Origin of the sequence: Synechococcus sp. 'PEA 65AY6A-5F PE A' (assembly GCF_047462575.1) — a bacterium.
GTDB lineage: Bacteria > Cyanobacteriota > Cyanobacteriia > Thermostichales > Thermostichaceae > Thermostichus.
Map to the genome: position 1 here is coordinate 23,624 of NZ_JAOALE010000012.1, position 12,048 is coordinate 35,671.

At 62.2% G+C, this 12,048-nt stretch carries 13 protein-coding genes; 9 read left to right on the plus strand and 4 right to left on the minus strand.

The window, feature by feature from the left end; all coding sequences use genetic code 11:
- Nucleotides 1-20: 20 nt before the first annotated feature.
- Entirely contained in the window at nucleotides 21-1,748 is a 1,728-nt protein-coding gene (locus GG26_RS05845) for an ABC transporter permease (RefSeq protein WP_099835046.1), read from the plus strand.
- A gap of 18 nt (nucleotides 1,749-1,766) precedes the next feature.
- Nucleotides 1,767-3,140 (plus strand): nitrate/sulfonate/bicarbonate ABC transporter ATP-binding protein, encoded by a 1,374-nt coding sequence (locus GG26_RS05850; RefSeq protein WP_099812237.1) that lies wholly within the window; start codon nucleotides 1,767-1,769, stop codon nucleotides 3,138-3,140.
- A 262-nt stretch (nucleotides 3,141-3,402) separates the two neighbouring features.
- Here GG26_RS05850 and ndk read toward each other — a convergent pair whose 3' ends face one another.
- From ndk to GG26_RS05865, 3 genes are all read right to left on the minus strand, one after another.
- Complete coding sequence (gene ndk, locus GG26_RS05855) at nucleotides 3,403-3,852, minus strand: nucleoside-diphosphate kinase (RefSeq protein ID WP_011429941.1); 450 nt, start codon at nucleotides 3,850-3,852, stop codon at nucleotides 3,403-3,405.
- Nucleotides 3,853-3,926: 74 nt separating this feature from the next.
- Nucleotides 3,927-4,586, minus strand: a complete 660-nt coding sequence (locus tag GG26_RS05860; RefSeq protein ID WP_414347757.1) for a HupE/UreJ family protein — start codon at nucleotides 4,584-4,586, stop codon at nucleotides 3,927-3,929.
- Between the two features lie 79 nt (nucleotides 4,587-4,665).
- Nucleotides 4,666-5,178, minus strand: coding sequence for a hypothetical protein (locus tag GG26_RS05865; RefSeq protein WP_041438215.1), 513 nt, complete (start codon nucleotides 5,176-5,178; stop codon nucleotides 4,666-4,668).
- 73 nt (nucleotides 5,179-5,251) lie between these two features.
- Here GG26_RS05865 and GG26_RS05870 point away from each other — a divergent pair, with 73 nt between their 5' ends.
- From GG26_RS05870 to GG26_RS05890, 5 genes are all read left to right on the plus strand, one after another.
- Nucleotides 5,252-5,584, plus strand: a complete 333-nt coding sequence (locus tag GG26_RS05870) for an MGMT family protein (RefSeq protein WP_011429938.1) — start codon at nucleotides 5,252-5,254, stop codon at nucleotides 5,582-5,584.
- An 87-nt stretch (nucleotides 5,585-5,671) separates the two neighbouring features.
- Nucleotides 5,672-7,729, plus strand: a complete 2,058-nt coding sequence (locus tag GG26_RS05875; RefSeq protein ID WP_414389352.1) for a bifunctional metallophosphatase/5'-nucleotidase — start codon at nucleotides 5,672-5,674, stop codon at nucleotides 7,727-7,729.
- A 151-nt stretch (nucleotides 7,730-7,880) separates the two neighbouring features.
- Nucleotides 7,881-9,071, plus strand: a complete 1,191-nt coding sequence (locus GG26_RS05880) for an FAD-dependent oxidoreductase (protein WP_071813508.1) — start codon at nucleotides 7,881-7,883, stop codon at nucleotides 9,069-9,071.
- On the plus strand, nucleotides 9,059-9,256 hold the full coding sequence (gene thiS, locus GG26_RS05885; RefSeq protein ID WP_011429935.1) for a sulfur carrier protein ThiS: 198 nt from the start codon (nucleotides 9,059-9,061) through the stop codon (nucleotides 9,254-9,256). Before GG26_RS05880 ends, thiS begins: the two co-directional genes overlap by 13 nt.
- A 45-nt stretch (nucleotides 9,257-9,301) precedes the next feature.
- Complete coding sequence (locus GG26_RS05890; RefSeq protein ID WP_414389355.1) at nucleotides 9,302-10,129, plus strand: thiazole synthase; 828 nt, start codon at nucleotides 9,302-9,304, stop codon at nucleotides 10,127-10,129.
- Between the two features lie 12 nt (nucleotides 10,130-10,141).
- Here the strand turns inward: GG26_RS05890 and GG26_RS05895 are convergent, their stop codons facing one another.
- Complete coding sequence (locus tag GG26_RS05895; protein ID WP_011429933.1) at nucleotides 10,142-10,774, minus strand: class I SAM-dependent methyltransferase; 633 nt, start codon at nucleotides 10,772-10,774, stop codon at nucleotides 10,142-10,144.
- Between the two features lie 200 nt (nucleotides 10,775-10,974).
- Here GG26_RS05895 and GG26_RS05900 point away from each other — a divergent pair, with 200 nt between their 5' ends.
- On the plus strand, nucleotides 10,975-11,706 hold the full coding sequence (locus tag GG26_RS05900) for a M50 family metallopeptidase (RefSeq protein WP_011429931.1): 732 nt from the start codon (nucleotides 10,975-10,977) through the stop codon (nucleotides 11,704-11,706).
- A 124-nt stretch (nucleotides 11,707-11,830) separates the two neighbouring features.
- On the plus strand, nucleotides 11,831-11,962 hold the full coding sequence (locus GG26_RS05905) for a hypothetical protein (RefSeq protein WP_011429930.1): 132 nt from the start codon (nucleotides 11,831-11,833) through the stop codon (nucleotides 11,960-11,962).
- Nucleotides 11,963-12,048 lie beyond the last annotated feature (86 nt).

A 12,048-nucleotide genomic window follows, 5' to 3' on the forward strand; every position in this document is an offset into this window, starting at 1 on the left:
GCCGGGCTTGGTCAGGGAAGATGAGGACTTTTCCTTCTCCGGAGGCGCTGCGTCGGCTGCCAGCGGGGGCTGCGGATGGGGCCATCATTCTGGGCACGTTGGTTCTCCTGGGCTTGGTGGCGCAGGTGGGGGCAGGGACTTTTGAGCGGTTTCAGCCGCCGGCGGTGGTACCTCATATCGACTTGGATCCGCGCAACCTGCCCTACTACGCCGCCCGCTCCACCTTGCGCATGTTCATCGCCCTCGCCTTTTCCACCCTTTTTACCCTGATCTACGGGTATATCGCCGCCAAAAGCCGCTGGGCCGAGCGAATTTTGATCCCTTTGCTGGACATCCTGCAATCGGTGCCGGTGTTGGGGTTTCTCTCCATCACCGTTACCGGCTTTATCGCGCTTTTTCCCGGCAGCCTGCTGGGGCTGGAGGCAGCTTCTATCTTCGCCATCTTCACCAGCCAGGTCTGGAACATGACTTTTTCTTTTTACCAATCCTTGCGCACCCTGCCGCAGGAGCTGGTGGAAGCGGTCACCCTCTACCGCCTATCCGGCTGGCAGCGCTTCGTCCAGTTGGAAGTGCCTGCGGCGATGGTGGGCCTCATCTGGAACGCCATGATGAGTTTTGGCGGGGGGTGGTTCTTTGTGGCCGCCAGCGAGGCCATCAGCGTGCTCAACCAGGAATATACGCTGCCGGGGTTGGGATCCTATGTGGAAGCTGCCGTCCAGGCGGAAGATCTGCCCAAGTTGGGTTGGGCGCTTTTGACCATGGCGGTGGTGATTCTGCTGGTGGATCAGCTCTTTTGGCGGCCTCTGGTGGCCTGGTCGGATAAGTTTCGCCTGGAGCAGAGCGCCGGCGCGGCTGCCCCGGAGTCGTGGCTGTACGATCTGCTAACCACGGCGCGGATCCCACGGCTGATTGGCAATTGGCTAGCTCCCTCCAGAGAATTGGCGGATCGGCTGTTGTCCCATTTAACTCGCCTGCGCTGGGGGGATCCACCCAATCCAGAGGCGGAGCGACGCCGCGAGCGGCTGTTGACTCAGCTCTCTTGGGCTGCCATTGCCGGGATCGGGATTTGGATTGTTTATTTTGTAACCACCACCGTGGGCTTTGGGGAGGTGCTGCTGACCTTTGGGCTGGGGATCCTCACCCTGCTGCGGGTCAGCGTGCTGTTGGTTTTCGCCACCGTGATCTGGACGCCGATTGGGGTGGCCATCGGCTTTAATCCAGGCCTGGCGAAGCTGCTGCAGCCGGTGGTGCAATTTCTGGCAGCTTTTCCGGCCAATTTCCTCTTTCCGTTTGCCACCTTGTTTTTTATCCGCACCCAGATCAGCATTGAGTGGGGCAGCATTTTGCTCATGTCGCTCGGTGCGCAGTGGTACATTCTTTTCAATTCCATTGCCGGCGCCCAGAGCATCCCCACCGATTTGCGCGAAATGGCCGTGGATGTGGGCTTGCGGGGATGGCAGCGCTGGCAAAAGCTGATTATTCCGGGGATCTTTTCCGCCTGGGTTACCGGGGGGATCACGGCCAGCGGCGGGGCTTGGAACGCTAGCATTGTCTCGGAGATCGTGGCCTGGGGATCCACCACTCTTAAGGCTACAGGATTGGGCACCTATATTGCGGAAGCAACGGCGGTGGGAGATTGGCCCCGCATCACTTTGGGCATTGGCATGATGAGCTTGTTTGTGGTGGGCATCAATCGCCTTTTCTGGCGGCGGTTGTATCAATTGGCGGAAGAAAAATATCACCTTTAATCTTTGAGGCCATCTGATATGAGCTCTGCGGCTTCTCCGGTTCTGATCGAGGTTGAGAAGGTCTACAAGCGCTTTCCTTTGCCGGAGGGCAAGGGCGAGTTTACAGTTTTAAGCCAGATCGATTTGCAAGTGCGGGCGGGGGAAGTTTTGGCTTTGTTGGGCCGCAGCGGCAGCGGCAAAAGCACCCTGCTGCGCATCATGGCGGGCCTGATCCCGCCTAGCGAAGGGCGGGTGTTGAGCAATGGCCGACCCCTGCGGGGCCCCAACCCGGATGTGGCCATGGTGTTTCAGAGTTTTGCTCTCTTGCCCTGGCTGACGGTGCAAGAAAATGTGGAGCTGGGGCTGCAGGCTCAAGGGATCCCGCGCCAGATCCGGCGGCAAAGGGCCCTCAAGGCCATCGACCTGGTGGGCCTGGATGGGTTTGAGAACGCCTACCCCAAGGAACTCTCGGGGGGCATGAAGCAGCGGGTGGGCTTTGCCCGCGCCTTTGTCTTGGAACCCAAGGTGCTGTTTATGGATGAGCCCTTCAGCGCCCTGGACGTGCTGACGGCGGAGAACCTGCGGGGGGAGATCGACGAGCTGTGGAACACCCAGGCTTTCCCTTCCCAGAGCATTCTCATCGTTACCCACAACATCGAAGAGGCCGTGTTTTTGGCGGATCGGGTGGTGATCCTGGGATCCAACCCGGGGCGGATCCGGGGAGAGGTGAAAATCGACCTGCCGCGGCCCCACGAACGTACGGATCCCCGCTTCAAGTCCTTGGTGGACTACATCTACGAGATCATGACCAATCCGGAGATCCCGGTCACTGGCGAGGTGGCTGTCCCCAGCCGGGTGGGCAGCAGGGCACCCTCTCCCTACGCGCTGCCCCTGCCTCATGCGCGGGTGGGCGGCATCAGCGGTTTGCTGGAGCTGATTGTGGAATGGCCCCAGGGACGGGTGGAGATTGCCGAGCTGGCCGAGCGGCTGCAACTGGCAGTGGACGATCTGCTGCCGATTTTGGATGCGGCGGTGCTGTTGGGCTTTGCCGAGGTAACCGGCAGGGTGGTACAACTGACCGAGATCGGCCAGGACTTTGCCAACACCACCATCTTGCGCAGCAAGGATCTCTTCCGACAGCAGCTTTTGGCACGGGTGCCGGTCTTCAAGAGCATCCTGCAGACTCTGGAAGAAAAAAACAGCCGCTCCATGCGGGCGGACTTCTTCTTGGATCTCTGGGACGAACATTTTCCCCACGAGGAAGCTGAACGGCAGTTTGCTACAGCCGTTGACTGGGGCCGCTACGCGGAGCTCTTTGAGTACGATGCTTCGGAAGAGCGGCTGTATCTCCCGGATCCCAGCGAAAGCTCCGCCGCTTCTGAGCCCGTCGGCCTCGATTCCCGTTCTGGCTAGGGCCGGCTTGGCTCTGCCTTTTCCAGAGCTGTGTTGTAGGGCAGAGGTACGATGCCTGTCTCAGAAAGCCCAAAGATTTATAGCCGTTTCAAACAAAATACATAAGACACCACCCAAGCACCCCGCGCCGCTACCTTCACCCCCAGCTCCTCCCCCTGTGGGAGAGGGGAGCCCCGGAGCGCTGCACAGTTTTCATCTCTAGCTTCTGTTCGAAGGGAGAAGAGAGCTAGGGATCGACGCGACGAACCATTTTGCTGCCGCCCTACTCATAAATCCAGCTTTGGGTGGCGGGCGTCCAATTTACCAGCTCAGATTCCTGAAACCAAAGGGCGATCTCCCGTTGGGCGGTCTCAGGGCCATCGGAGCCGTGGACGAGGTTGCGGCCTATGTCGATGCCGAAATCGCCGCGGATGGTGCCCGGCTCGGCGTCCAAAGGGTTGGTCTTGCCGATGAGCTTGCGGGCGGCGGCAATCACCCCTTTGCCCTGCCAGACCATGGCCACCACCGGCCCCGAGGTGATGAACTTCACCAATCCGGGGAAGAAGGGGCGCTCCCTGTGCTCGGCATAGTGGGCTTCCGCCAGCTCTTGGCTCACCTGCACCAGTTTCAGGCCCACCAACTGGTAGCCTCGGCTTTCCAGGCGCTGGATGATGCTGCCCACCAGCCCCCGCTGCACGCCGTCTGGCTTAATGGCGATAAAGGTGCGCTCCATGGGATCTCCCCTTGTTGTTACTAATCTTCACCGTTATCCTTGTACCGGATTGGGGATCCCCAGTGCAAGGGTGTCTAGGATCCCACCACGGCCAAGGCCAGGAAGCCACTCCCCACCACCGCGATGGCCCAGCCGGCCCAGCGCAGCAAGCCCGGGATCCGCGACCCCCAGGTTTCAGCCGCCCAGAGGGCAAAAAGTGCCACTCCGTACTGAACCAAGCTCAAGCCCAGCAAATAGCCCAGCCAAGGCATGGGTTCGGCGCCGATGATCGCCTCGGCATAGGCATAGCCATGGAATAGCCCCGCCAGGGATCCCCACAGGAGCAAAAGCCAACTTGGGATCTGCCGCGATTGGGCCAGCAGCAGGCCAAAGAGCACCACCGAGCTGGCGATGACCAACTCCGTCAGCCCCAGGGGATCCCAGCCGGCCAGGTGGATCCCGGTGCCCAGCAGGCTGGCCAGCACAAAGCCCAGCGGGATCCCGTAGCGCCAGGGTTGCCTTGCCGCAATTAAGCCAATGGCCACCACAAAGGCCAGGTGATCTGGGCCGATCACCGGATGGGCCAGGCCCGACAAAAACCCCTCCCACCCCGTGGCGGGCAATCTCCCGCCCAAGGCGTGGTGGGCAAAAGCCGGCCCAGAGGCCAGCCAGGCGATCCCCGCCCCCAGTCCAACGGCCCAGCCGCGGCCCACCTGAGCAGGCAAGGACAAAGGTCGCTGCCACTGCCAAGACATGCTTTTTGCTACCTCACGATTGAACCTATGCGAATGGGTCTAAGCTTGCTGTACCAACAGGCGGGTTTTCTGGGCAAGTTCAAAGGCGCTCGCTGTACCCTTGCAAGTTCTCCGGCTCAAATTGGCGCAAGATCCGCGTGGCCTCGCGCAGGCGGGTTTCGTTCTCTTCCTCCACAATGAGCACGTATTTGCCCGCATTGAGACGGTTGCGGTAGGCCAAAGCATCGCCGGAGCCACTGGTCAGGCCCACCCCGCCCCCGACAAAAAAGCTGCCCATGGCCCCGCTCAGCGCACCCAGCAGGCCGCCGATGAGGTGGTTGCCCAGGGATCCCGCCCAGGCAAAGGTATCCAGGCCGCTGAGGACGCTGAACCCCACCCCGGCCAAAAAGCCAAAGGGCACCAGCCAGATGGCCAGGCGCTGCATCTGGCGGCGGGCCGCTTGGGCCGGATCGATCAGCCCAAACTCGTCCGCCGTTTTGTAGCCTCGCCCCAGTAGGTGCAGCCGCTGCAGGGGAAAGCCAGCCTGTTCCAGGGCGCTGTAGGCCGCCTCGGCAGCCATGCGATCCGGCAGTACTGCAATGAGGTAACTCATAGGTAGCTCATGGGATAATCTGTGCCCGTCATCGGCCAATTCCATTGTCTCCTGAGTTTGGGGAGGGATCCCGGTGGCCCAGTCTGTCAGCCTCTACCAGCGCTTCTATGAGGTCGTGCGGCGGATCCCGCCGGGGCGTGTAGCTACCTATGGGCAGGTGGCGCGGCTTGCCGGCTGTCCTGGCTATGCCCGACAGGTGGGCTATGCCCTGTTTCGCCTGCAAGGTCAAGAGACCGACATCCCCTGGCATCGGGTAATCAACGCCCAAGGGCGCATTTCCTACTCCCCCTTTCGCCTTGGCTACGACGACTTGCAAAAAGTCCTACTCCAAGCTGAAGGGATCCCCTTTGACGCCGAAGGTCGGGTGGATCTGCAGCAGTTTGGCTGGGATCCCCGGGAAGCTTAACCTGCGCTTGACCTAACCTTAAACAGGTCATAGCGAAATCTCCTGTCTAGCCTTGGTAACGTGAATGCGGATGCGTCTTGAGTGGTCATGAAACCAGCTTGTCGTGCTCGAGGGGCTGCCCCTGCTGAGGGAGGGCTTCCAGCTTGGCTGAACGCTCTGGCCAAGTTCCTGCGGGTTGGGCTGTGCTGCTTGCCGCTGAGCCTGGCCAGCGCCTGCGGTACCACCGACAGTAGCTCAGTTCCTCCAGCCGGCGGCGGGGCAGGGTTTATCGCCTCAGATCCCAACGTTAGGCTCTCCTCTCAGCCGCCCGCTTTTACCCTGCAAATCCTACATGCCAGCGACTTGGAAGCCTCGATCGCTGCCGTACAAGATGCGCCGCGCTTCTCGGCGGTGGTGAACGCTCTGCGCCCCCAATTCCCAAATACGGTGGTGCTCTCCAGCGGCGACAACTACATTCCCAGCCCCTTCTACAACGCCAGCACGGATCCCTCGCTGCGGGGCCGGTATGACCGCACTCCTGGCAAAGCCGACATTGAAATCATCAACGCCATCGGCTTCGAGGCGGCTGCCTTTGGCAACCATGAATTTGACCAAGGCACACGCCAAATTCGCGACTTGATCCGACCCGACACCAGCCGCGGCTACGCGGGCGCCCGCTTTCCCTACTTGAGCGCCAACCTCAGCTTCAGCGGCACTGGCGAATTGACCAGCTCTGACTTTGCTGCCGATGGCCAAGAGGCCAGCTCCATCCGCGGCAAGATCGTCAAGACGGCGGTGATTACGGTGGGAGGGCAGCGGATCGGCCTGGTGGGTGCCACCACTACGCGCCTGGCCGCCATCTCTAGCCCTGGCCCTGAGGTGAGGGTGGAAGGCAAAGTGGACGACACCGACCAGGTGAATGCCGCCCTCATCCAGAACTTCGTCAACCAGCTCACCGGCCAGGGCATTAACAAGATCATCCTCCTGGCCCACCTGCAGCAGCTCCAAAACGAGGTAACCCTAGCCAGCCAACTGCGGGATGTGGACATCATCATCGCCGGCGGCTCCCACCGGGTGATCGCCAAGCCCACCGACCGCCTGCGCCCTGAAGATGTGCGCACAGGTGACTACCCCATCCTGCGCTCCTCGGCCAGCGGCCAACCCGTGGCAGTGGTGAACACCGGCGCCAACTACCGCTACGTGGGCCGCTTGGTGGTCGGTTTCGACGCCAACGGGGTGATTGCCCGCATCGATCCGGTGAGCGGCGCCTATGCCACCGACGACCAAGGGGTAGCAGCCGTGCGCGGCACCCCCAACCCCGACGTGGTGCGGATCGCCAACGAGATCGGCAACATCATCCGCACCAAGGATGGCCGCACCTTTGGCTCTACCACCCAATTCCTCAACGGCCTGCGGGCCGAGGTGCGCACCGAGGAAACCAACCTGGGCAACCTCACGGCGGATGCCAATTTGGCCTATGCCAGAACGGTTGACCCCACCACGGTCATCTCCCTCAAAAACGGCGGCGGCATTCGCGCTCCCATTGGGGCTACCACCGGCGGTGGCGGCGGCGAGCCGGTGCGGCGGATCCCTCCGCTGGCCAACCCCGATGCCGGCAAGCAGGCGGGCCAAGTTTCGCAACTGGATATCGAAACTTCCCTTGCCTTTAACAACGGCCTGTCGCTGGTGACGGTTACCGCTGAGGAGCTGAAGCAACTGATGGAACATGGGGTGGCGCAAAGCCAGCCGGGGGCCACGCCGGGCCGTTTCCCGCAGATCGGCGGCTTTGCCTTCAGCTTCGATCCCTCGCGGCCACCGGGATCCCGCGTGGTCTCCTTGCGGGTGGACACGCCCACCGGCCGGGATGTGGTGGTGCGCAACGGCCAGTTGCAAGGGGATCCCCGCCGTACCTTCCGCCTGGTGACGTTGGGCTTTTTGGCCGACGGCGGGGATGACTATCCCTTTCCGCGCCTGTCTAACCCCAACCGGGTGAACTTGGCTCCCAGCTCCGGCAACAGCTTCGATACCCCCGGCAGCGAGCAGGATGCCCTGGCCCGCTACTTGCGGCAGATCGGCGTGTTTACCCAAGCCGACACTCCGGCTGCCCAAGATACCCGCATCCAGAACCTGTCGGTGCGCCAAGATACGGTGCTGCAGGGCTTGTAGGCTGGGCTACTCTCAACCGGTGGATGAAGCCAACCGCCCCTCTCCTCTCTGGGGAGAGGGGATGGTTTTAATGAGGAGCCATTCAGCATTCTCGACCCAATAGAATATGCCACCATAGTGCTGCGGGTAGCGCTAGACACGCCAACGCCCCATGAGCCTGTCAAACCCATCTTCTCTGGCCGCCCCCCCGCTCGCTTCTTGGAGAGTGCAGCCGGATCCCGTCCTCATCCTTGGAGCCGGTCTAATGGGGCGCCTGTTGGCTGCCACCCTGGTCGAGGTCGGGCATTCTGTGCGCATTGTGGAGGCAGCTTCTCCCACTGCCCCTGAGAGCAGCGCGGCCCATCTGGCTGCTGCTATGCTGGCTCCTCTGGCGGAGTCTGCCGTCGCCGAGGCCAGCGTAGTAGCGCAGGGGTACTATGCCCTCTCCCGCTGGCCCGCCCTTCTGGCCAGCCTGCCAGAGCCGGTTTTCTTTCAGCAGGAGGGCACTGTGATCCTTTGGCACCGCCAAGATGCCGGGGAAGCCAAGCGTTTCTCGGCCCTACTGGCTGCTGTAGGGGAACGCCTTCCCCATCTCCCCAAGCCTCAGCAACTAGATGCCCAGGCGCTGGCCGAGCTGGAGCCCTCGCTGGCCGGGCGATTTGGGCAGGGCCTGTATCTTCCCCAGGAGGGCCAACTGGACAACCGCCAACTGCTGGCTGCTTTGCTGGCCAAATTGCGCCAGCACGGGGTGGAGGTGGAGTGGGGCCGCCCCTGGGATCTGGAGCAGGCGCGAGCTTGGCAGGAGCAAACCGGCGGGTGGGTTTTGGACTGCCGCGGCCTGGGATCCCGAAAAGAATGGGGCGGACAGGCACCGCTGCGGGGAGTTAGGGGCGAAGTGGTACGTCTGTATGCCCCGGAAGTATCTTTGCGGCGCCCGACCCGGCTGTTGCACCCCCGCTACCCGATCTACATCGCTCCCAAGCCGGGGCACCTGTTTGTGGTGGGAGCTACCGAAATCGAATCTGAAGATCGCTCGCCGGTGAGTGTCCGCTCGGCTCTGGAGCTGCTCAGCGCCGCCTACGCCGTGCATCCTGCCTTTGCCGAAGCGCGTATCCTGGAGTTAGGCAGCCAATGTCGCCCCACCTTGGCAGATCATCTCCCCGCAGTGGTGGAGCGCTCCCCGCGGCTGTTGCAGATCAACGGCCTCTACCGCCATGGTTTCCTCATCTCCCCCGCCATTCACGATGCCGTTTTGGAGTACCTCCACCACGGCAGTTGCCGCTTGGCGCAGCAGCTTGGGATCCCCTTTCAGGTGCAGGCTGCCCCTCTTGCCGGTGAATCCCTATCGCCATGCGTGTCTTGATCAACCAAAAGCCTTACGATCTGCCGGAGGGCACCACGTTGGCCGAGGCGATAGCCCAGGTGGGGGCCAGCGGCCCTTTTGCGGTGGCGGTTAACTTGGAGTTTGTGCCACGCGACCGCTACGAGCAAACCCGTTTGCAAGAAGGCGACCGGGTGGAGATCGTCGTGCCGGTTGCCGGCGGCTAGTGCCCGATTGCCTCCCCTCAAATCCCGCATTGTTGCCCCTCAGCGATGTCCACTCTTCTTCCTGTCTCCCCTTCAACTCGGGCCGATGAGGATCCCTTGGTGCTCTACGGCCAAGCGCTGCCCAGCCGCCTGCTGCTGGGGACAGCCCGCTATCCTTCGCCGGCTATTTTGGAGCAGGCGGTGGCGCGGGCCCAGCCCTGTTTGTTGACCGTTTCCCTGCGGCGCCAGGGGGCGCTGGGGCCGGAAGCTTCCCAGGGGTTCTGGGCCTTGCTGCAGAAGCTAGGGATCCCGGTTCTGCCCAACACCGCCGGCTGCCACAGCGTGCAGGAGGTAGTCACGACGGCGGAGATGGCGCGGGAGGTGTTCGGCACCGACTGGATCAAGCTAGAGCTGATTGGCGATGACTACACCTTGCAACCGGATCCGGTGCAACTGCCCGCTGCCGCCGCCGAGCTGGTTCGGCGGGGGTTTAAGGTCTTGCCCTACAGCACCGACGACCTGGTGCTGTGCCAGCGGCTCTTGGATGCCGGCTGTGAGGTGGTCATGCCCTGGGCCGCCCCCATCGGCACTGGCAAAGGCCCCCTCAACCCCTACAACTTGCGCCTGCTGCGGGAGCGGATCGAGGCGCCGCTAATTGTGGATGCTGGACTGGGCCTGCCCTCCCACGCCTGCCAGGTGATGGAGTGGGGCTTCGATGGGGTGCTGTTGAATACAGCGGTGGCCCTGGCCCGGGATCCGGTGGCGATGGCCGAGGCCTTTGCAGAAGCGGTGCGCTCAGGCCGCCGAGCCTACCTGGCCGGGGCCATGATCCCTCAGGAAACAGCTCAGCCCAGTACGCCTGTCCTCGGCACTCCCTTTTGGCACCAGGGTTAACTGCCCTATAACTCAAGCAACAGGCTTTTGCGCCTGGACGACCTGCAGGGCTCCTCCAGCGTGCAGGGTCTGCCGGACGGCTTGCCAGCCCTGCTGCTGCAGGTACTGGGGCAAGTCCAGCTTGAGGAAGTGCCAAGCAGTCTCGGTCTCAAACAGGGCTAGAAACAAAACCAGTCCAGGCCAAAGTAGGGGCTGCCGGGGCGCGTGCAAATCGAGAATTAAAAGCCCTCCCCCCGGTTTGAGCACCCGCCACCCTTCGCGCAGCACCTGTTCCAGATCGGGGAGGGGCAGCTCGTGCAGGGCCAGGCTGGTGTGTACCCAATCAAAGCTGTCGGTGGGGAAGGGCAGATCCTGGGCAAAGGCTTCCACAAATTCGACGTGGGGGAGGCGCTGGCGGGCTGCCGCCAGGGCCTTGGGGGAAGCATCCAGCCCAACGACGTTTTGGCTCAGCTCGGCCAAGATCGGGGTTACCTCAGCGGGGCCACAGCAGAGATCCAACACCCGCTCCTGGGGATGAATCTGGATCCCTTGTAGGGGCAATCGCCGCAATCGCTCGCGGCCCCCCACCGCCAGGGCCGCCGCGCGGCTGATGCTGCGGTAAAGCCAGGGAAAGCGGTAGCTCCAGTCGCGCAGGAAGGTGGCCATAAGCAGGGATCCCTGGGGGGCTTCTTCAACCTACCTGTGAGACGGCTCCCCTGTCTCCTTGCTGCCCCTCACCCCAACCTCTCTCTCGGAGGGAGAGGGGAGTTGGCCTGGCTATTTTTGCCTGAGGTGGAACTTTCTTCTGCTGGCAATCGTCTAGACCAGCAGGTCATCTTGGGCCTTTTCCCCACCCACCTGCTGGTATGACTCAGTTTGAGCTGCCTCCTTCCCCTTCCGCAAGGCCTGGCCGGCACAGCGTGGTTTGGCTGGTGGCTGCTGCCGGGCTGACGGTCTTGCTCTGGCAGTTTCCCTGGGGCAATTACCTCCTCTACCCCTTTACCCTGTTAGCCACCTGGTTTCACGAGATGGGCCATGGCCTGATGGCGCTGCTGTTGGGGGGAGAGTTTCATCGTCTCGAGATCTATCCCGACGGCTCGGGGCTGGCCATCCACAGTGGCCAGCTATTTTTGGGGCGGGTGGGGCGGGCCTTGGTAGCCGCTGCCGGGCCGATGGGGCCGCCGCTAGCCGGGGCCCTGTTCATCCTCACCTCCCGCCGCCGCGGCACAGCTCGGCTGGGGCTGGTGTTTTTGGGATCCCTGTTGTTGCTCTCGACGCTGCTCTGGGTGCGCTCTCCCTTTGGCCTGTTGTTCCTCCCGGCCATGGGTTTGGGCATCCTGGCAGTAGCTCGCTGGGCTTCTCCTTGGCTGCGGGGCTTTGCCTTGCAGTTTTTGGGGGTGCAAGCCTGTGTGAGCACCTACCACCAACTCGACTACCTGTTTGTGGAGTCTGCGGTGATTAACGGGCGGCTGGTCCTCTCGGATTCCAGCCAGATTGCCCAAAACCTGTTTTTGCCCTACTGGTTTTGGGGAGGGGTGATGGCGGTGTTCTCTTTGGTCTTGCTGATCACCAGCTTGCAACTGGCCTTTCGCGACTAGGGGGCAAAACCGCAATTTTGGAAGTGATTCCTGTCACCTAAAAATCCGTCGCCCATCACTGCCCAGCCGCAAAAACCGCCGCTACAGTAGGGGGCATGAGGAGTGAGGAGTGTGGGAGCGGATTATGTGGCGAGATGTTATCGGACTGGCCCTGGCGGCCACGCTGTTGTTGATTAGCAAAACGGCGGCTGATACCCTCGGCCAGAACCAAGAGCCAACTCATTCTGTTCCGCTGCAAGACAAGCTGCTGGAATAAAGTTGTGCCGCTGCTGTCCCAAGCCGTTATCTCGTTGCCGTTTTGTGCAACACTCATCCTCAGAGAATCTTTAGAGTCTTTTCATT